General features: G+C 29.3%; 18 protein-coding genes. 5 read left to right on the top strand and 13 right to left on the bottom strand.

Features of this window, described 5'->3' with window-relative positions:
- Positions 1–40: 40 nt before the first annotated feature.
- The 9 genes from M2325_RS03075 to M2325_RS03035 all read right to left on the bottom strand — a co-directional run bounded on the left by M2325_RS03075 (position 41) and on the right by M2325_RS03035 (position 10640).
- Complete coding sequence (locus tag M2325_RS03075; RefSeq protein WP_209590666.1) at positions 41–391, bottom strand: MarR family winged helix-turn-helix transcriptional regulator; 351 nt, start codon at positions 389–391, stop codon at positions 41–43.
- 257 nt (positions 392–648) lie between these two features.
- Positions 649–1146 (bottom strand): hypothetical protein, encoded by a 498-nt coding sequence (locus M2325_RS03070; RefSeq protein ID WP_209590665.1) that lies wholly within the window; start codon positions 1144–1146, stop codon positions 649–651.
- A 277-nt stretch (positions 1147–1423) separates the two neighbouring features.
- On the bottom strand, positions 1424–2089 hold the full coding sequence (locus M2325_RS03065; protein WP_209590664.1) for a hypothetical protein: 666 nt from the start codon (positions 2087–2089) through the stop codon (positions 1424–1426).
- Between the two features lie 327 nt (positions 2090–2416).
- The gene (locus M2325_RS03060; protein WP_259050776.1) at positions 2417–3403 is read right to left on the bottom strand and encodes a cell wall-binding repeat-containing protein; all 987 of its coding nucleotides are present in this window, start codon (positions 3401–3403) and stop codon (positions 2417–2419) included.
- A gap of 312 nt (positions 3404–3715) precedes the next feature.
- Positions 3716–8581: a right-handed parallel beta-helix repeat-containing protein gene (locus M2325_RS03055; protein ID WP_259050773.1), complete on the bottom strand. Its 4866-nt coding sequence runs from the start codon at positions 8579–8581 to the stop codon at positions 3716–3718.
- 399 nt (positions 8582–8980) lie between these two features.
- Positions 8981–9331, bottom strand: a complete 351-nt coding sequence (locus M2325_RS03050; protein WP_209590661.1) for a DsrE family protein — start codon at positions 9329–9331, stop codon at positions 8981–8983.
- A gap of 129 nt (positions 9332–9460) precedes the next feature.
- Positions 9461–9643: a rubredoxin-like domain-containing protein gene (locus tag M2325_RS03045; protein ID WP_209590660.1), complete on the bottom strand. Its 183-nt coding sequence runs from the start codon at positions 9641–9643 to the stop codon at positions 9461–9463.
- Between the two features lie 118 nt (positions 9644–9761).
- A complete protein-coding gene (locus tag M2325_RS03040) occupies positions 9762–10118 on the bottom strand; it encodes a class II SORL domain-containing protein (RefSeq protein ID WP_209590659.1) in 357 nt (118 codons plus the stop codon).
- A gap of 168 nt (positions 10119–10286) precedes the next feature.
- Positions 10287–10640: a carboxymuconolactone decarboxylase family protein gene (locus M2325_RS03035; RefSeq protein WP_209590658.1), complete on the bottom strand. Its 354-nt coding sequence runs from the start codon at positions 10638–10640 to the stop codon at positions 10287–10289.
- 260 nt (positions 10641–10900) lie between these two features.
- Here M2325_RS03035 and aroE point away from each other — a divergent pair, with 260 nt between their 5' ends.
- The gene (gene aroE / locus M2325_RS03030) at positions 10901–11911 is read left to right on the top strand and encodes a shikimate dehydrogenase (RefSeq protein WP_209590657.1); all 1011 of its coding nucleotides are present in this window, start codon (positions 10901–10903) and stop codon (positions 11909–11911) included.
- A 154-nt stretch (positions 11912–12065) separates the two neighbouring features.
- A complete protein-coding gene (locus M2325_RS03025; protein ID WP_209590656.1) occupies positions 12066–13322 on the top strand; it encodes an L-serine ammonia-lyase in 1257 nt (418 codons plus the stop codon).
- A 63-nt stretch (positions 13323–13385) separates the two neighbouring features.
- Here the strand turns inward: M2325_RS03025 and M2325_RS03020 are convergent, their stop codons facing one another.
- A complete protein-coding gene (locus M2325_RS03020) occupies positions 13386–13931 on the bottom strand; it encodes an archease (protein ID WP_209631523.1) in 546 nt (181 codons plus the stop codon).
- 296 nt (positions 13932–14227) lie between these two features.
- On the opposite strand from M2325_RS03020, the gene M2325_RS03015 reads away from it, so the two are divergent.
- A complete protein-coding gene (locus M2325_RS03015) occupies positions 14228–14653 on the top strand; it encodes a molybdenum cofactor biosynthesis protein MoaE (protein ID WP_209590654.1) in 426 nt (141 codons plus the stop codon).
- Positions 14654–14735: 82 nt separating this feature from the next.
- Here the strand turns inward: M2325_RS03015 and M2325_RS03010 are convergent, their stop codons facing one another.
- From M2325_RS03010 to M2325_RS03000, 3 genes are all read right to left on the bottom strand, one after another.
- Positions 14736–17648, bottom strand: coding sequence for a heavy metal translocating P-type ATPase (locus tag M2325_RS03010; RefSeq protein WP_209590653.1), 2913 nt, complete (start codon positions 17646–17648; stop codon positions 14736–14738).
- 382 nt (positions 17649–18030) lie between these two features.
- Positions 18031–18396, bottom strand: a complete 366-nt coding sequence (gene cutA / locus M2325_RS03005; protein WP_209590652.1) for a divalent cation tolerance protein CutA — start codon at positions 18394–18396, stop codon at positions 18031–18033.
- Between the two features lie 147 nt (positions 18397–18543).
- The gene (locus M2325_RS03000; protein WP_259050772.1) at positions 18544–19716 is read right to left on the bottom strand and encodes an FprA family A-type flavoprotein; all 1173 of its coding nucleotides are present in this window, start codon (positions 19714–19716) and stop codon (positions 18544–18546) included.
- A gap of 280 nt (positions 19717–19996) precedes the next feature.
- On the opposite strand from M2325_RS03000, the gene pth2 reads away from it, so the two are divergent.
- Both pth2 and M2325_RS02990 read left to right on the top strand, forming a co-directional pair.
- Positions 19997–20347 (top strand): peptidyl-tRNA hydrolase Pth2, encoded by a 351-nt coding sequence (gene pth2 / locus M2325_RS02995; RefSeq protein WP_209590650.1) that lies wholly within the window; start codon positions 19997–19999, stop codon positions 20345–20347.
- A gap of 176 nt (positions 20348–20523) precedes the next feature.
- Positions 20524–21762 carry a methanogenesis marker 15 protein gene (locus M2325_RS02990; RefSeq protein WP_209590649.1) on the top strand — a complete coding sequence of 413 codons (1239 nt, stop codon included), beginning with the start codon at positions 20524–20526 and terminating at the stop codon, positions 21760–21762.
- Positions 21763–21861: the final 99 nt, after the last annotated feature.

The raw sequence follows: 21861 nt of genomic DNA, 5'->3' as shown, positions 1-21861 counted from the left end.
TAGTTATTAGTTATTAGTTATTGATTTGAATAGTGGGATATTATTTGACACAATTTTCATTAAAATAATTGATTAAATTATTTACCTCATTCAATATCTGTCGTCCACAATCGGATAGTTCATAAATTACTCTCCTACCATCTAATTTAATAACCACTAAGTTCATATCCACAAGATTTTCCAAATTATTGTATAAAGTACCCTTTGAGACGTCTATTGTATTGTATATGTCGACATACCTACAAGCTCCATTATGTTCCAAACATTTTAAGACACTTAAGACACTCTTACGACCTAAAAGCGTTATTAGTTCGGAGTCTTTTATCACATCAAATTTCTTTGTTTTTTCTGTGTCATCAACCGAACTAAGCGTATAGTTTTTATTTTGCAAAATATCCCTCGATAATAATTAAACCTAAAAATAATCGTAAATTCAAAATTGATAAAGATATTTAAAACTTGTAAGATTTAAAGTTATTGATTTATAGGTGATTTAAGAATATTTAAAAATAAGGGATATAATAATGGAATTATCAATGAAATAGGATAAAATATGAATTAAATACTAAAAAAGATTAATTAGGTAAACATGAGAAAATTAGATTATTGATATATTATATGCTGATTATATGCTAAAAATAAGAGATATTATAGTTTAATAACTACATCTTCAGGTATGTTATTCAATGGTCGGTATACATTATAACCGCATTCTTTAAAGGTTTCCCATATTGTTAAATTTAGTGAAACGTATTCTCCGCCTTCTACCCATTTTTTAACAGGTGTTTCAGTCATTTTAAATGAAACATCTTTTTCATTATCCGATACGTATTTTTCGATATCTTGTACAACGTCAGCTACTGCCATGTACTTTTGTAAGGCTTCATTTTCATGTCTTTTTTGATATCCGTCAATTACTTTATTATATCTAATTAGTATAACTTCTTCATTCTCAGAATTCCAGCCACAAATCAATCTAAAAAGGTTTCTTCCGTAAACACTTATTATAAACATCGGTTCCCCGTATACTAAGCCCCTATATTTACCAAATACTAAAGCTTTCTTTTTGCTTTGCCGTACTTCCTTTAAATCATTTACCTTCATTGTAATGTCGGTAATATTTTCTAAATCATCAAATATTTGCATAAAACCACCAAGAATTTAATAGATATTTAAATAGATGTTAAAACGATAAGGATTATTTTTATTTTTTATTGATTTATTATGTAATCAATACTATTTATAATTAGTTAAAAAATTTTGTTAAAACTATATGTTGTATATGATATATCAAATATTGTAATTGCTAATAATAAAAATAAAAATAAAAAAATATAAAATAGTATAAAAAAAGTAATAAAAAAGTAATAAAAATATATTAAAAAGATATTAAAAAAATTAAAAAGATATTGGAATTATTGGATTAAGCGGTAGCCGAATTATTAACATTTCCGACTAAAGCTATTAAAAGTCTTGATTCTGCTTTATCCAATTCTTCTAATGAGTTACCTTCAATTAAGTAGTGATTAAATCCTACTTTGGTAATGGTGGCAGTATTGTTTGTTTTTCTAACTTCAAATACTGTTGTTTTATTGCTATTTTTTACAATATTTAATTCTGTAGCGTTTAATTTTAAGTTTAAAGGGTTTGATTCATTTCCATATATCATTAATTGTATGTATGTATCATTCTCTTCGTTACTTATCAAACTTGCTATATTGTGTGGCTTGTAATTCTTATCGTAGTAGTAATAGCTATTAAATGTAATTAACTTAACTTTTAAGTCCATAACAGATACTCCACCTTCATTATTTGGCAAAGACGGGTCATAATCAATATATGCTAATGCTGAATTGTTGAAATACGTATTCTTGATATCTTTATCGGAAGTATTAACTAAATCTACTGAAACTGTATCTAAAACATCTGACCTTAGAGTCAATATTTGCGATTGGTTGCCAAAATGCACAAGATATTCTGAACTTTTCAATTGAACATCGTTATTATCGTTAGATTTGCTTGTACAAAGTGAAAAACTCGCAACTAATACCAAGGTCAATGCTAAAACAGCAACTTTTTTAAAATCCATGTTTTCACCTGTGTAAATTATATACTCGTGAATATTTAAATTTTTTATAAATATTTTTCTGTTTTTTTATTTTATTTTCTAGATTTTATTTTATAGGTTTTTATTTATCCTATTTATTTATCCTATTTGTTTTAGAATATTATTATACAATATTGTTTTATGATATATATTATTTATTAGTTTGTTAGGTTTATAAAATGGAATAATGCTTAAATCAGAGATAATTAAAATATTACAATTAAAAATTAAAAAAAAGAGAATTTAACGAGTTATATTTTTAATTTGTTATGTTATGTATCTATCCATCTAATTTATTTAACTAGTTTATTATTTAACTGGTTTATTTGGATTATTGACTTTTACTTTAGTCTTCCCATAACCAACACCCGGGTTAGTGTAGTTACTTGAATTGCTATTTACAGTCGAATATCCTGTGTATTTAAAGTTTTTTTTATTTGTGAATTTGTATTGTGAAATCATATTTTCAAGTTCGATTTCAAAAGCATATGCTTGTACATAATTCTCATTTGCGATACTTTCATCTACTTCTGCTAATTTATTTTCTAATGCTTGGTATGTAGGGTCAGCAGACATATTTTGACCATAAACAGTTAATCTTTGCATTTTTCTAATTAATAACTGTCTTGTATTTTGAACTTTCTTTTGTAAAACCCAATCTGGCATTGCTTGAGTGCTTACACTAAATCCACGGTTATTAAGTCTTTGTACAATTGTGGAACCATTGAAAAATGGTGTTTCAATAATTGTAATGTTTGTATCATTTGTAATATTTAAATAATCTACTGTATCATTATCAATTGATAAGTTAGTTCCATTTGTAAGTATTACAAAGCCCCAACCTGTACAATTCCCATTTACATCGTCACCGTATGCTATGGTGATATTTGTAATGTTTGCTTCTCTGAATCTTTCTATAAATCTGTTAATTATTTCCTGGTTGGTTTCATACCTATTTGAACCATTTAATCTTGCATATGTTATGTTATTTTCTTCTAAATTATCATCATAATCTGTAGGAATTGCTACAGGTCCACCAATTATATAAACAGTCTCTGGGTCTTCTGCAACTATTGCGTCCCAAGTTTCGTTTACATATTCGCCCCAAGGCGTTGTAACGATTACAGTATCGTTTAAAACTTCCTGCAAAGTGCCTGCAGTTAAACAATCAGCGTAATTGTCACTTACAAGTAATACTTCGGTTGCAGAAACTGAGGATACACCAACCAATACCGAAAGGATAGTTAGTATTGTAATTATGTATTTTAAACCACTTGATTTTGAATCTTTTGTCATATTGTCACCATAACGTAAATTAATTATATGTTGACGTTTATTAAGGTTATATTTAAACATCTATATTATTTAATTTATGATATAATATTATGTAATTTTTAATATATTAATGTATTTTCCATAATTGCGACAAATAATAACCTAAAATGTATTATAAAATTAAAAATATGCTAAAATAACATTATTTGAATAAATTAAATGAAAAAATGAAAAAATAGATGAAAATGAAAAAAATGAAAAAATAAGTAATTGGTAGTTAATATTTTATTTTTATTACTATTTTAGTATTATTTTATTATTTTATTATTGTATTTAGGAAACCCGTACAACTTTGTACTGTCCTGCTACAAATGTTACTTTTATACTATCTGTTGGTAATTCATCTAATTGTGCGAAATACTCAACAGCAGTTCGAGTTCCTACTCTATCGGAACCTGCAAGGACTATCACAGTGTAATCGCCTATTTTAAAGGTTTGAATAACACCTATTCCTTCTCCTGGTTCTTCATTTGTTATTGGTATAGGTAAATAACTTCTGTATCTACTTGTTACTGGGTTAGATACAGGACCTCCAATAAGGATAGTTTGTTGTGTAACGTTATCTGATGCTCTACTTGATGCTAAAACTCCATTACTGGTTAATGTAGTTGAATAGCCCATATCAATGTTGTTTCCAGCGATTACCTCTGCATTGGATATGAAACTTCTCAATTCAACTGACGTTACATCATCAGCTACTCCTTCAAATCTATCTTTGTTTCTACTGCTTCTATAAGACCCACTACTTGTTGAAGCGAGTAAAGAACCGCCTACTATCCATTTACCTGATGTATCTTTTGTGTATGCCCATACATAATCTTCTGCAGTATTTACTCCACCGTTAGGTGTTGTAAATACAACCCATTGTTCACTTGTTTCATTGTACCTATACAATCTCAATGTATTTTCGTTAATGTTACTTGGGAAGTCTTCTAAACTATAGTAGACTTTAATGTATGAGTTGTTTATTACTGAGCTATTTAATAGTGGTATTTGTATTTCCCAAGGACTTGCACCAGCTGTGAATGCTCCTCCACTTGCAGGTGGGTTATTTAATTCAGAGACCGATACTGGTGAGGAAATATTTTCAGTAGTATTTATTTCAATATATATTCCAGATAAATTAATTATCGTTGTACCGCCAGTATTAAATTGTGTGTAATTATTAAATGTATCGTTATTTGTAATATTTGCATTTAATACAGTTAAATTTTTAATATAATCTGTTGAATTTGTATTTCCGTATTCGTCAGAAGTATTTACTGCAATTTGGTAAATTCCTGAGCTCATATTCTCAATATTTGGTTGAATATTTAGTATAAATAAATTATCTGCTAATTTTGTAACGTTGTACGTTTTTGTACTGTTATTTTCTGCTTTTAATGTAATATTTGTTTTATTTTCAGGTATATTCACGTAATCATCAATTAAAACCCAAATTGTTGTATTTTGATTCAAAGCTACTTCCTCAGGAGTTACATAAATATTTCCTATCTTTGGTGACTCTGTATCTATATACAAGTTTGTGTACGTAGTCGAATTTTTGTGACCTAGTATATCAGATATATTTACCATAACTGTTTGGTTACCTGAAGTATTACCTAAATCCAAGAGACCATACCAGGTTGTAGAGTTTTTCTGAACCAAATGGAATATATTACTGTTGTTATCATTAAGTGTAACGTTTACTTTGTCTATTGGACTTGTATCGTTTACTGTAACTGTAATATTAGTTGTTCCGTTTGCTTTTGCATACATTGGGTCAAATGAAACGGTTATTTTTGGAGCTGATTTATCCACTACAAAGTAATTTCCGAAGTCTGAGGAGATTCTCCAGGTAGACGGATTACTTGCTGTTTTTGTAGATGCGTTTAAGGTGTATAATCCTTCTTCGAGTGGTGAAGCCGGTAAGCCTACCTTATAAACGTCCCACGTGTCATTTATATATACTAAATCGATTGTCGTAGTGTTATTATAAATTCCTGTGCCCAATATAGAAACATTAATTTCCGCTGGAAGTCCTATTCCTACGATTCCTACGTAAGCGTCTATAGAAGTTCCATTTCCGGTGGTTTGTCCTGGAATTGTATATATGTTTCCAATAGTTATGCTTCCATCGTCACTATAGAATACTGGATATCCTATTGAGTATTCGGAAGTACCTACGTCTTTTAAATATGCTGATGCTACAATATATGAATTACTATCGATATTTACCAACGAGACGTCAATATTTTTGTCAAATTCTGCTGCAGTTGTGTTAAATACTGTTATTAGTTGCCAGCTTCCTGGGTGGATTGCATTGGATTTGTCCCCTGCAAACGTATTGTTTACAAGGTATAATTCAATTTTTGAATTTCCAAAGTCTCCCGCATTTGGTGCATTACGTCCGATAAATCCTTTAATGTATAGTGAATTGTTTGTTTCATTGTAGGATATATTTGTGAATACAGGGTAATTCATATTACTATTTACTTTTGAAGTGTTTAATTCACCTGTATTGTACTCTATAGCATAAATTTTGCTTGGATTACTATCTGCATATACATATGGTGTGGAACCAAAATTATATATTGTATTATATGAAATTGTTATATTTTTTGAATTTGAATCATAAATTAAAATTCCTGTGAAATCTAAATCATTCATTACATTATTACTAATTTCTGAATTTTGAATTTCTAAGAAAGTCATTCCGGTATCTGAATTTGATATATCAATATTCTTAAATTCTGAATTTTCGACATAACCTCCAATTATACCATATAACCAATTTTCCATTGAAATATTACTAATTGAAATGTTATCTCCTGAGGAAATTGCAAATCCATAGTATGAATCTGTTGAATAATTGTAACTTGCATTATAGTAATCGTAACTATAACCATTACCATGAATTTTTACATTATCTGCAGATATAAGAATACCTTCATCGTTATTTTGGATTATGTTTTCCATTATGAAGTAATTACCAGGATTGGTAATATAATACGGAATATCTGAATTATAGATATAGTATGTGTCATTTACATAAATCCAGCCTTCTGTAGTATTGAAGTTAGTTAGATTATCCATTGCTTTTATTGTAAATGTATAGTTTCCTTTACTGTGAGGTACAGATATATTTGCACCCCAAACATTTGTATTTAATTCATTGAACCAATATTCTTCCCCTAAAATACTGATACTTACATTATTTACTTTTGCATTACCCCAATCGTGTGCTGTTGTCACATTTATAACTAACTTTTCGTCAGGGTTATTCACCATAAAGTTCTGAGGACTTGTAACAGATGGTATTTTAACAGGGTTACCCGTTACATTTATTGCACAACCACATAAATCACAAGAACAAGTCTCAATACTCATTATATTGGCAGGGTCCCCAACTGGCGAATAGTACGTTGTAATTTTTATTGGTTTAATACCTGTTGAATTTGGTGTATATATAGTACCGTTATATATTCTAGAAGTTCCAATATCAGTAGTAGCTAATTGGTAAGTATTATTTCCCAAAGTAGCAGTTACATCTACTATAGCGTAACCCTTAGGTTCTATGGTTACATTTATCCAAATTGGACTATTATATAGTTCTTCAGTTACATTTATCGATAAATTTCTACATATTGGTACTTTTTCACGTACTGGAGTATTTAACCCAAATTCTGATGAAATGTGTTTTCCAGAAGTTTCCTTCCTTGTTATTGCAGTAACATACGAATTATTTATTAATGGACTCGTATTTACCCCCAAGATGTTAATATATGTATTAAATATTCCGTTTCCATCTGTGGTGTTAGAACCTAAGTAAATCCAGCTTCCACCGTAGTTACTAATACTTGCGTTAGTGTCGCCACTTTGAGGAGTTGTGTAATTTACTAAGTAAACATCTACGATTGTATTTGCAAATATAGTACTTGAATTATTAACACCTACATAACCTGTAACGTATAGTATTTCATTATTGCTCATATTTGCAGCTGTAATCACAGGGTGGTCTAACCCATCGTTACCAGTGCCATCATCATTTAAGATACCGTTATTTGGTAAAACATTCGTAGGGAACGCTTTTAATGGCGAATAAAGTGAAATTCCCAATATATTTTTGTATATTGTGTTATTGAATATATTTACATAATCAGAATTTTCACCGGCATAAACACCGATGCTGTTATTCCATATGTAATTTTCAGTTAAATTATAATCATCGGATTCTGAAACTTTTATACCGTATTCATATCCACTAATATTGTTTTTTGAGACATTCCAATCATTTGAAATCTCATATTTCACACCCGCTTCATGGGATGCAAATCCACCTTCACTTTTAATAGTATTGTTTACAAAATCACAATAGCTTGTATCGTAGAAATCAAAACCAACTTCGCATGAAGATATTTCATTGTCTTTAAATGTACTGTATGGTGCGTAATCCGCATGTACGCCTGTTAAACTACATGCGTCAATAGTATTTTTCAAAATATTTGAATTTGGTGAATCTAGTAAATCTATACCTATTTGTGAATTAGATAATTTAGAGCCATTTATTGTATAATCTACACAATCTACAAGTCTTATACAACTTTCAGGGCTACTTGGTATCGTTATATTATCAAAAGTACAATTTGTACCAGATGATGCCAATATTGCACTACCATTATTACTATTTATAATCGAACAGTCCTCAACTCTAGAGTTTACGAGCTGAGTAAGTTTCATACCTTCACTTTCGGAATTCTGTATATTAACATTAGAAATCGTCGTTAGATTACTTCCTGCATCATTTATCCCTATATCCCAACCATCTAATGTAAGATTATGAATTGTTACATTTGTAGTACCTATAACGGTGTTAAAAATACGAATACCATTTTTAGGGATTCCCCCACTAGCGTAGGTCAATGTATAACCATTTCCGTTTATCGTTACATTACTTGATTTTATGTAAATGGCATTTTTTCTGTCTACCATTACACTTTCATTTAAATTATAAATGCCACCTTCTTCGATTGTTAAACCTACAATACCCGGTTCTGTGAAGTTATTTGCGCCTATATCGTATTCTGCTGCACAAACACAACCTAGTAGTGTAAGTAATAGTATCGAGAATAAGGCATAGCTTAAGTAATTGGATTTCATAAATCCCCCTCGTTAAATTACTCACCAATTTGATAGAATTTTCTACCAAACGTATAATTTAGTATAATATACTTATTTTATGATATGTATTAAAAAAAAATTTCACACATATAATTATTTAAATAAAGGGTTATATATATTATTTGAATCATAATTACGATTTGTTTAGGATATAACAACATATAAAAGAGAATTTTTAAATAATATTAGTATATGACATTTTGATTGTAAAAATAAGTTAAATAATTTAGTTGATTATGAATAAACATAATAGTGAAAAAGATGTGACAAAAATAAATTAAAATAATAAATTAAAATGTCATTAAGAATTCTAAAAAAATAAAAGAGAATTTTATTTTATATTATATAGTAATATATTAGGGCTTCAAAGTTTTTAGATTAAAATTCTACAACTTTTCCGCCATCATCTAAATATTTCTTTAAACTAATATGGCCATGTAAGTCATTTTCAATAGCTACTTTTCCAATTATATCATCTAAAATCCCGTGCATACTGGAACAAGCTTCACAAGCTACAAAATTATCTTTTAAGTATTCGACATGTTTGTTAAATGGATGTTCTGGGTTTGTTAACTCTTTTGCCCATTGTACCCCTTCACCTTCAAACAATATCTTTACATCTTCGCCTTTTTCTTTTAATTCTTTTGCAAATAATAAAACATGGAACATTAATGTATTCATTGGTGCTCCATCTTTTTCATAGGAAAAAACCAATAATGAAATCTTCAAATTTATCCCCCTTATAAATTTGTAATTAATGTATTATATTCTTATATTTTTACGTTATTGTAATTATTAAATTTTTAATATATTTAGAATATTTTTATACCAGTATAATAATACCCTTAATATTACCAATTAAAGTCTACTTTCTTCTTGTCTTCTGCCTGCAATTTTTGGGTCAACCCCACAAAAACCACATTCTGGCGTATAACACGATACGTCATAGAAAGTACATTTTTCCCCACAATTTGGACATTGGTCAGGTACTTCATCACCTTCGAATATATATCCACAGTTTGAACATTTCCACCAAGTCATAATTCACCCCTAATTTAATCTAACAACTTATCATTAGAATATTTAAAAATAAATCTGTAAATAACTAATAAATAAGTATAGATAATATCCCTATAATTTAAATTTAATAATTCCCATTTTATTTTTTTATGGCTATTTCTTTTTCATAAGTCCAAAGACCATGTAAATTACAGAACATAAATGCCTTTAACTTCATTTTTAAACCTTCATGACCCTCAGAAGGAGCTTTTAAGGTTACGGTTAATTCAGGCTTAACATACTGTGTCATACTGCCCCTATAGACCGTTAAGTCACCTATTCTAAGCTCTATGTATTGTATAAAGTGACCATCTTCCATAGGGTGGTCAACACCAGCACTATGTACCTTTACTTCATATAATTCATTAACAGCGACTTCGTCCTTACATTCTATCATTGGAACGTGCTTCTTTTCAAAATCAGTTCCATCTTTAAGAGTTTGTACATGTTTATTCATATAAATACCCCATATTTAATAATATAATGATAATTAATTTATTTAATAGTTAAATAATTTAAAATTTGATAATATAGTATTATAATCGATAATTTTTATTATTATCTTTATTATTATCTTTATTTTTATTATTTAATTAGTTTATTTTTTAATTATTTAATTAAAAAATTATGATTTGCACTGTTTTTTATCAGCTTCAATTTCTTTCTCCACCTTTTCTAAAATTCTAACTGCTTTAATAAAAGGTGGCATTCCAGATGTTAATAAAACCATATTTAAAGCATCCATTACTTCATCGTGGGTTATTGCAAGGTGGTTCATACCACTGTATATTTGTTTGAAAGTTCCTCTTTTATCCCCGCTAGCTGCTGTAATGGCTATAGCAATTAATTTTTGAGTTTTGTAGTCCAAAACTTTCCCATTAAAAACTGCATCGTTTAAAGCCACTATTGCGTCATACAACTCAGGGTTTTCCTTTTTTACTAGAGGCATTCCCTTACCGTAGAATACTTGCTGCTTCATATTTTCCCTCAAATTTTTTTTTATATGGTTTATTTTAATTTATTCACATTATTATTTTTGTAAATACCGTTATATATATTTTTTACTTTGAATCAGAACTAAAGCATATATTAAGGCTAATAACAAATTTAAAACCAAATAATATATTCAATATAGTAAATCCAATATAATCAATAATCCATAATATTATTAGCTAGATATAATTTTTATAATAGTTATGATGAATATAAAGGATATAAAATAAAAAAACCGGTGATATAATGTTAAATAGCAATCTATGTAATTTATTAAATTCAAAAACTAGAATTCTAGGCGTAATTGGTCACCCAATTGCTCATTCGCTATCTCCTATTATGCACAATTCAATTATTTTTAAAAATAAGGTTAATAAATTAAATAGTGATGCTATTTCTAAAAATATTGATACCATCGAGAAATTAAAAGAATTTAAATACTTAAAAAGTAATTTAATTGATAATTTAAATTATGTATATCTTGCATTTGACATATTACCGGAAAATTTAGAAAATATGGTATATTCTGCAAAAATTTTAAACATTCGTGGCTTAAACGTTACAGTACCACATAAAATCGATATTATGCAGTATTTAGATGAAATAGATGAAGATGCCAAAAAGATAGGTGCAGTAAACACGATATCTTTTGAAAATGGCACTTCCAAGGGATATAACACCGATGGATTAGGATTTAGAAAAGCTATTGAAGAATTAATAGAAACTAATAACTTAAATAACTCTAATGAGGTTAAAAATAAAAAAATACTTGTTTTAGGTGCAGGTGGGGCTAGTAGGTCAATTTGTTACGAAATGTCGAAAGATAACTTTGTTACAATTACAAATAGAACTCTTGAAAAAGCAATAGCTCTTGAAAAATATTTAAAATCAATTGGACATAAAAATGTTAATTCGGTTAAATTAGACGAATTTAACGATATAACTAATTTATTGGATTACGATATTATCGTAAATACTACTTCGTTAGGAATGCACCCTAATATCGATGAAACAGTTCTTAACTTATCAAATTTACCGGAAAATTCACTCGTTGGGAAATTTGTAGTTGATATAATTTATAACCCATTTGAAACAAAATTTTTAAAACAAGCGTCTGAAAAAGGAGCCATTATCCAAAATGGTCTTAGTATGTTAGTACATCAGGGCGCCATTAGTTTTGAGATTTGGACTGGTATTAAACCGGATGTTGAAATCATGAAAAGTAGTTTACTTACTAAATTAAACGATAAAGAATAAACTAATTCAATTCTAATTTTTTAAATCTTAAACTTTAAATCTTAAATCTTAAATTTTAAATATTTATAATGTTTTTAAAGTGGGTATCAATAATACCATATATAATGTGATATTTTAAAATTCTAGTAATTTAATAATGGTTAAAGGTGATAAAATGGATTCTTTAAAAGAATTGTTTAAAATAGGTCACGGACCTTCAAGTAGCCATACAATGGGACCCCAAAAAGCAGCCAATGAGTTCAAAAACTATTTAATTCAAACTAACATAGACGTCGATTATTATGATGTAGAATTATATGGAAGTTTAGCATCTACAGGGAAAGGACACTTGACAGATAAAATTATAAGGTATACTTTAGAGCCTAAAACAGTAAATATCTTTTGGAAACCCGAAATAGTAAAAAAATATCATACAAACGCCTTAAAAATTAAGGCAATCGTTACAACTGCAGATAAAAAACCCAATATAGTTGCTGAAGAAATTTACTATTCAATTGGCGGGGGAACAATTGTAAAAGACTCGGAAATGACTGGAAAGAAAGATTTTAAACCATATAAAAGACCTGTATATCCTTTTGATAAAATGGAAGACATATTATCGTGGTGTGATGAAAATGGGAAAGAATTATGGCAATACGTAGAAGATTTTGAAGAAAGCGATATATGGGATTATTTGAGCGGTATATGGGAAGTTATGCAAAAATCCATTGAAAATGGATTGCATAAGTCTGGGGTATTACCTGGACCTTTAAAATTACCACGTAAAGCAAAAAGAATATATAAACAAGCTAGAATGAGAAAAACACGTTTTTCAACGAATGGAAAGCTATATGCTTATGCTTTGGCAGTTGCTGAAGAAAATGCCGACGGTGGTGTAATTGTTACAGCACCTACTTGCGGGTCTTCAGGGATAGTTCCTGCTCTATTAAAGGTTTTAGAGGAAGAATATAGCCTTAGCGAAGATGAAATTTTGAAAGCTCTTGCTATTGCGGGCTTAGTTGGAAATTTGGTTAAAGAGAATGCGTCCATTTCTGGTGCCGAAGTTGGGTGTCAAGGTGAAGTTGGGACGGCTTGTGCCATGGCTGCAGCTATGGCGTCATACATACTTGGAGGTACAAACCAACAAATTGAATATGCTGCCGAAATGGCTCTTGAACATCATTTGGGCATGACTTGTGACCCCGTAGGCGGATATGTACAGATACCTTGTATTGAAAGAAACGCTGTGGCTTCAGTACGGGCTTTGGACTCTGCAAACTTTACATTATTTACTGATGGACGCCATAGGGTTAGTTTAGACCAAGTTATCGTAACGATGAAAGAAACGGGTGAAGATTTAAAATGCGGGTATAAAGAAACTTCAAAAGCAGGTTTAGCTAAGTATTATATGAATACAGAATTTGAAAATTAGATAATTTTAAGGTTTACTTGTAAACTTGTAAATTATAAAAAAATAAGTGTAAAATAAATTTTATTATAAGTCAACTATAAAATTTATTTTAAATTCTCCTTCGTTATTTGAAATATTCATTTTATGATATGTTATTGCCTTAACTTCCTCTTTTGCCTCATGTTTGGCTTTATCGTATTCTTCACCAAAATAATAGCAATCTAAAGTATAATATTCTTTAAATTTTTCATTACTGTCCTTATTATCCATATTGACCATATTAGTTACATTCATTACATCGTTTGAATTTTCGATAGTATCTGACTCGTCATTATTATCCTCGTCTTGCTCTTCTACGACTGATTCAATATTTATTTTAAAGTTTGATAATAATAAAAATTCTGAATCGTGTAGTATTAACAATTCCGTTAGGTAATCGTACAATAAACTTAGTAAATCGTCAGAAGCTATTTGAAATTTGCCCAGTGCATTTTTATTATCGATTTTATCAATATCAACCATAATGTTAAATAATCCCCTACCTGCGTTTTCAAAAGCTTTTTCAAGGGTTTCTCCGTAAGATGTAATACCTATGTCGGCCATAGTTTCAAAATATTCGTATCCGCTCAAATTTTCACCTTCAACTTTTAAACGCTTAGATTTTTAGACATTGCAAATTTTATTTATGGTATTTTACGAATTGATAGTTTATTTAGTAATCTATGGAATTTATGTAATATATTTATTTTATAATATATAACTACTAGATTATATAGGTATTTAAATAAAAATTAAATAAAATAAGATAATAGAAATTAAAAAGATAATTTAATAAATGTTAATTAATAAAGTATGAAATAGATTAGATAATAAATTAAATTAATAGAATCTATATAATGTATGAATCGATAAAATCGTGATAATTTATGATAAGAGTTTCTGAAGAAAATTTTAATACGGATTTAGAAGTTAAAAAAATGCTTGAAAAGCACCCTGAGATAGGAGGACTCGTAAATTTTATTGGCGTTGTTAGGAATGTAGGTTATAAAGACGGCGATGAAAAAGAAGTCGACAAATTAGATTTTGAAGGTTATATACCTATGGCAACTAAAAAGTTAGAAGAACTAGCCAATAAAGCTATGGAACAGTTTAAAATAATTGACGTGACAATGATACATAGGATAGGTACGTTAAAGGTGGGCGAAAATATCGTTTTAATCGTAGTTGGTGCATCACATAGAAAAGAAGCTTTTTTAGCATGTGAATTCTTGATAGATAAGCTTAAAGAAGAAGTGCCAATATGGAAAAAAGAATTTGCAAAAGATGGAAGTTATTGGGTAGAACAACATTAATTTTCCATCATATTTTATTTTTTTAATTTAATAACTTTATTTTATTATAATATTTTATCTATTATAATATTTTATTTTTTATTTATTTTGGATTGTAGTTTCTAAGCATTAAGGTAAATCCTACAACAGATAAAGAGCTCAGTGTCATTGCAAATGCTGCATATTCTGGCCTAAACATAATACCGAATGGTAGTAATAACCCACCTGCAATTGGTATTAATATCGAGTTGTACGCAATTGCCCAGAATAAATTTATTTTAATTTGCAAATATATTCTTCTGCTTAATTTAATGAATTTATAAACTGAATTAATATCTTCATTCATTAAAACTACGTCACCACTTTCTATGGCGATATCAGTACCTGAACCCATAGCTACTCCAATATCTGAAACTGAAAGAGCCGGAGCGTCGTTTATTCCGTCACCAACAAATAAAACTCTCTTTAATTTGTGGTTTGAAATATTTCTTTCAATTTTATCATTTGGAATATCTTGTAAAATACAAGTTTTTGGAGTAGTGGTATACTTTACTCCTTTATTTAATTTTTCCCTTATTTTTAACACAATTTCAGATTTCTCATTTGGTAAAATTTCAGAAAATATATTTTCTTCTGGAATTCCTAGTTGATTACCAATTACTGAGGCGGTTTTTCTATTATCTCCTGTAACCATGTATGGACTAATACCAATGTTTATCAAATTAGAAATTGTTAATTTTGCATTTGGTTTTAATTTATCAGCTATTGCCAATAAACCTTTAATTTCTTTATCCACTGCCAATAATACTATAGATTGAGCATTTTCTTGATATTCGTTTAATTTTTCAAGGTATTTTTCAGGAATGGGTACATTATTTTCATCCATTAATGATTTATTACCAATCAGTAAACTTTTAACGATACCTTCATCGGTTATTTTTCCTTCAACCCCTCTTCCAACGATTGTTTGATAATCTGAAACTTTTTTAATCATTTGTTCAGTCATTTCAGATTCATAGTTATCTTTAAAATATTCAACAATTGCATTACCCAAAGGGTGGCTAGAGTTGGATTCCATTGAAACTACGTAACTTGCAAACTTCTCATCATGTAAATCAGTTATATAATCCGTTACTGACGGTTTACCTTCTGTTAAAGTACCTGTTTTATCGAATATTACTGCATTGATGTTATTTGATAATTCAAATACTTCAGTATCCTTTATAAGTATACCTAAATTTGCAGCACGACCCAAACCTACTGTAACAGCTGTAGGAATCGCAATACCTAAAGCGCACGGGCAAGCGATAACAATTACTGATATGAATATTGATGCAGATATTAATAACCCGTAACCGCCCAAATACCAGTAACCAGAGAATAAAACCGCCAATAAAAATACAGCAGGTATGAAATAGTTAACCAACCTATCTGCTATACTTTGGAAATTTGGTTTGGTTGCTTGTGCTTGTCTAACTACTTCGATTATCTGTGCAAGTAGTGAATCTTTACCAATTTTTTGAGCAGTTATCTGTAAAACGCCTTCTTGATTAATGGTACCACCAATAACACTATCCCCAATATGTTTTGCATTCGGTATTGGCTCCCCAGTTATTGAAGATTCATCAACGTAACTACTTCCATTGTAAACCGTACCATCGACAGGTATTTTTTCACCTGATTTAACTAGTACAACATCTCCTTTTTTTATTCTTTCCACAGGCACTTTAGAGTATTTTTCTACACCGTTTTCAATTTCTACGATAACCGCGTATTTAACTTGTAAACTCATTAGTTCCTTAATTGCCTTCGAAGTTTTACCTTTAGCTTTACCCTCAAGATATTTACCGAGTGTTAATAATGTTGCTAACATAACCGGTGTAGAGTAAACTATGAAATCTGGTGACAAAACACCAAATGTTGCAAAAACTGACGCTAAAAAGGACGCCAAAATACCTAAGGTATACATTACATTCATATTTAAGTATTTATGCTTTATTGCAGTGTAACCATTTTGAATTATCGGTAAAGCTACATAGTACATCGGGAATAAAGACAATATCAATAATGCAAAATTCTTTGTAGTAGCATCCATCGATACCATACTTAAAATTATAAGAATTAATGAGAATGCCACCCCTACCCAAATTTGAAGTCTCTTATGCTCTAATTCAAGCTCCTTTTTACTTTTAGGTGGTTTTGGTAATTTTGACTTGTAAGTTCTTGAACCATCTTCATTTTTAGAAATTATTGCAATATCTAAATTATCTGAAAATTCCGGGTTTTCAGAAGTATTTTCAGCGAAATTTTTAGATTCGGTTGATTTTTTTAATTTTTTAAGTTTATTTGAATATTCATTTTCGTTATTTTCCTTATTCTCTTTATTTTCAACATTATTAGTTTTTAATAAATTATCAGGCATATCTTCTTCGGATATTTTGACTCCAAAACCTAATTCTTCAATAACTTTTGTTATATTGTCTAAATTTGCAATTTTTGGGTCATATTCAATTCTTGCAATTTCGGTAACTGGGTTAATCGATATATATTTAACCCCGTCAATTTTTAAAACATTTTTTTCGATATTTGATGCGCACATACTACAGTGCATACCCGAAATTAACAAGGATATCTTTTTGGTATTGTTAACAATTGCAATTTTTCCCCTATTTTGTACGCCGTTGTTATCATTACCAGTATTTTCCAAGTCTGATTTATCCCCATATTCCGTCGATAATTTATTATTGTCATTGTCATTGTCAATATTTTTATTGCTATTTTCTACATTTAAATTATCAATATCCATATTTACAATTTCGTATTCAAAATCCAACTCTGCGACTTTATCTAGTATAGCATCTAAATCGACAATATTTTCATTATAGTCTATAACCCCTATTTCAGTAACTGGGTTAATAGCTATAGAATTTACCCCATTAAGCTTTAAAACATTGTTTTCGATATTTGATGCACAACTACTACAGTGCATTCCAAATATTTGTAACTCTATTTTCATAATAATCCCAAAATACACCTATGAATCTGTTATTGAACATAACATGATATTATTTTAAAAATATATATTTATAAATTTAATTGTGTGGTTATTTATGTTTTATTAAATTATTTTACCTGCTCGTAAATTCACAGGTACGAATATTAAATTTAAGTATGCTTAAATATTCTAATAATTATATAGTGTTACGTATCACTATATAAATAATACTATTTGATATTCAAAAATTAGTTAATTTTTATATTGTTATATTAGGTTTAACAGATATTAGGTCTTTTTACATCTAAATCTATTTAATGTTAAATTTTGATGAATTATAAAAAATTTTTTGTATTAATTCGTAATTACTACTTATTAATTAGTAATTATTAGTTGTTACTTATTACTTAAAACCGTGATTTTTCAAACATTCTCCAAATTCTGAATTTAAATCTTCCACATTTATTTTAAGTAATATTGGAGTACTATAGGGATGAATCTCACTAAAAAGACCACATAACTCAGACCAATTTTCCGGAGAGGTCTTATAAATTACGCCCACTTCATAACTTGTTATAATTCTATTTTCTCCGTCTTCCATCTCTTTTAATACTTTTTCATTATAATCCAAATTTTCAGAAGTTTTACCAAGATATAATGAGTTATGCATCCAAAAATTAGCACAGTATATTAATTTTTTTTCAAGTAACAATTCAGAAACATTTTTAGCAGAATTTAAACTAGGAAACGTTGAATATATCAATATCATAAACTTACCCGCCTATAAATTTTAGATTTAATTCATATTTGATAAGTAAGAAGTTTTTATAAAAAAAGTTGTTAAAGATTAATTAAAAAATTATAAATTAGGTATTATAAATTAGGTATTATAAATTAATTATTTTAAGATATTATTTTAATTTTTATTGTTAGTACTACCCAATTTTCTTCCAAATTCACGACATTCCCTTAGTTCTTCTACTGACGGAATAAATTGTATTTTTAAACATTCGTCATCTACAATTTTATAATTTAATTTTTTGAAGGTTTCATAAATATGCCCAGTTGCGCATTCTACCCATCCATAAGAACCAAAAGCGACACCTACTTTATCAATAGGTTTTAAATCTTCTAACCAAGATAATATATTCCTTACTGGCGGATATATATTTGCATTCATCGTTGGAGAACCAATAAGTACATAACGAGCATCCATGAGCTCATTCATAATCTTATTTACTGGGGACTCAGTATTTAATATCCTAACGGTCACGCCTGCATTTACCAATCCGTCTGCGAGTGCGTAAGCTATTTTTTCAGTAGATTCGTACATAGTACCATATAAAATTACTGCCTTATTTTTTGGGACATCCGAACTCCAAAGAGCATATTTGTAGATTATATCATCGATTAAATCGCCCCTCCAAACCGTACCGTGAGCGGGGCATATGTAATTTATGTCATATTGCGATAATTCTTCTAATACTGAACCTACAAACATACGATATGGTAAAATAATAGAAGCAAAATAATCCTTAGCTTCGTAGAATGACCTACCTCCACCATCAATTTGGTCGGCAAACCTTTCTGAAGTCGCTAAATGTTGACCAAAAGCGTCATTTGAATAGAGTATTCCATCACTCGAGTAGGTAACCATGTTATCAGTCCAATGCAACATTGGCGTTCTTATGAATTTTAAAGTCCTTTCTCCTATATCCAAAGTCTCATTAGAATCTACAACCATGAAGTGCCAATCTGTCGTATCATACATTTTATCCAAATATTCTTTTGTAACTTTATTTAATACAACTTTAGCGCCAGTATCCTTAACTAAATACTCTAAACTACTACTATGGTCCATTTCCGCGTGATTAACTATAATATAATCAATTTTCTTAGGATTTATTATTTTAGCAATATTTTCTATAAATGTGGGGTAGTATTCTTTTTTTACTGCATCTATTATAACTTTTTTATCATCGAGTATTAAATAAGAGTTGTAGCTCGTACCTTGTATGTCAAAACCGTGAAAATGGTTTGCTTTCCAATCTACGACGCCTACATAATAGACTCTGTCAGTAATTTTCATAATCACACCTTAAAAATATTTTTGACGTATTTATTTGATTTTATTACCAAATACTATATATTGTAGTAAATTATTAATTATTCCTTAATTAATATCCTTTAGTTTTGAGGGCTAATTTTATTTCAAATATATTAATACAATATTATTTATGAAAATTTCAATATATAAATTAAATACATTTAAAAAGATTATTAATAACAGGATAAGGTAATAATGTTTAACGTAATAATGAATAAAGTACCATATAAAACAAGAAAATAAGTAATATAGAGGATGAAACATGTTTGAACAAGTAATTGTTATTAGAAACGACTTAAAAATGGGTAAAGGTAAAATAGCAGCACAGGCAAGCCACGCTGCGATACAAGCTTTTTTACATGCTGAAAAAATTTGTCCAGATATTGTTAAAAAATGGATGAACGAAGGGCAAAAAAAGGTAGTTTTAAAAGTTAATTCTGAAAGTGAGCTTTTAGAAGTATTTAAAAATGCAAATATTGAAGGTTTACCAGTTGGGTTAATAAGGGATGCTGGAAGAACCCAAATAGCTTCAGGAACGCTTACTGCTGTAGGTATTGGCCCAGAAAAAGAAGAAAAAATTTCCAAAATTACCAAAGATTTAAAATTGCTATAAATTAATTATTAATGGCTAATTAATGAAACATTGGAATTAAAGTATAAGGTTTAATATATATTATAAACATATAGAATATATCGATATAATTATGTAATATGAATATGATTAAATTATTTAAATTAAATTATTAAATTTAAGCGTAATTTGTAATTATTTATGTATTTGGTGATATTGTGACTGTTAAAATTGCAGAACTTACCTGCGGTGCTGAGTATAGTGGCGTACAGGCTGAAATTGAGAAGGCTGCTAAATTAGTAGGCGGGGAAATAGTATTTCCAGAAGTGGACCTTGAATATATTGACGAAGTTCAAAAACATCTTGGTTTTGAAGTAGCGTCAGCAAATTTAAAATTGATGTTTGCAAGAGCAATGTCAATAATCGAAGGAAAAACAGATGCTGAAGCCGTTTTTATTGCTACCTGCTTTAGGTGTGCTGAAGGAGCATTAGTAAGAAACGAAGTAAGAAGATTGATACAACAACATACGGATTTACCAGTTGTTATGTATTCATTCACTGAAAGGACAAAAGCTCCGGAATTGCTTACTAGAATGGAAGCACTCGTTACAATCGTAGAAAAGAAATCATTACTTGCAAGGAAAAAGCAAGAAGGTATCAGCTTAGGTTTGGATAGTGGTTCTACAACTACAAAAGCAATCATTATGAAAGATAACGAGATTGTAGGTACAGGCTGGGTTTATACAAAAGACGTTGTTAAATCTGCCCAAGATGCTCTCGATAATGCTCTAAAAGAAGCAAATTTAAAAATGGAAGACATCGAAACAATTGGTACAACTGGATATGGTAGACATAATTTAGGTAGGCACTTTAATGCAGACTTAATTCAGGAAGAATTAACTGTTAACTCAAAAGGTGCTGCCTTTTTAGCAAAAAAACAAGAAGGAGAGGCTACAGTTATCGATATTGGCGGTATGGACAACAAAGCTATTTCATTAAACAATGCTATTCCCGATGGATTTACAATGGGCGGTATTTGTGCCGGTGCGAGTGGTAGATTCTTTGAAATGACCTCTAGAAGATTGAGCGTTGAAATAGGTGAGCTTGGGGATATGGCCGCTGAAGGAAACTGGAGAAACGTTATGATGAACAGTTATTGTATCGTTTTCGGTATTCAAGACTTAGTAACTAGCCTAGCAGAAGGTGCTACACCCAATGATGTTGCAGCAGCTGCGGCACACTCTGTTGCAGAACAGATTTACGAACAACAGTTGCAGGAAGTCGACGTTAGAGAGCCATTAATTTTAGTAGGCGGTAGTAGCTTGTTAAAAGGTATGGTTATGGCTCTTGAAGAGATATTAGGTAAAAAAATCGTTGTTCCAGAGTACTCTCAATATATTGGTGCAGTTGGTGCAGCTTTATTGGCTTCTGGCTACAGATACAATAAGAAAAAATAAAATAACTTCTTTTTTTCCATTTTTCCATTTTTCCATTTTTTTTTTATGTTTTAAAGTGATATTTTCTTAATTTTACAATTTTATAATGCTTCTAAATTT

This window comes from Methanococcus voltae PS (genome assembly GCF_024807035.1).
Classification (GTDB): Archaea; AGJL01; Methanococci; order Methanococcales; family Methanococcaceae; genus Methanococcus; species Methanococcus voltae.
This window is presented reverse-complemented; position numbering and strand designations above follow the sequence as displayed.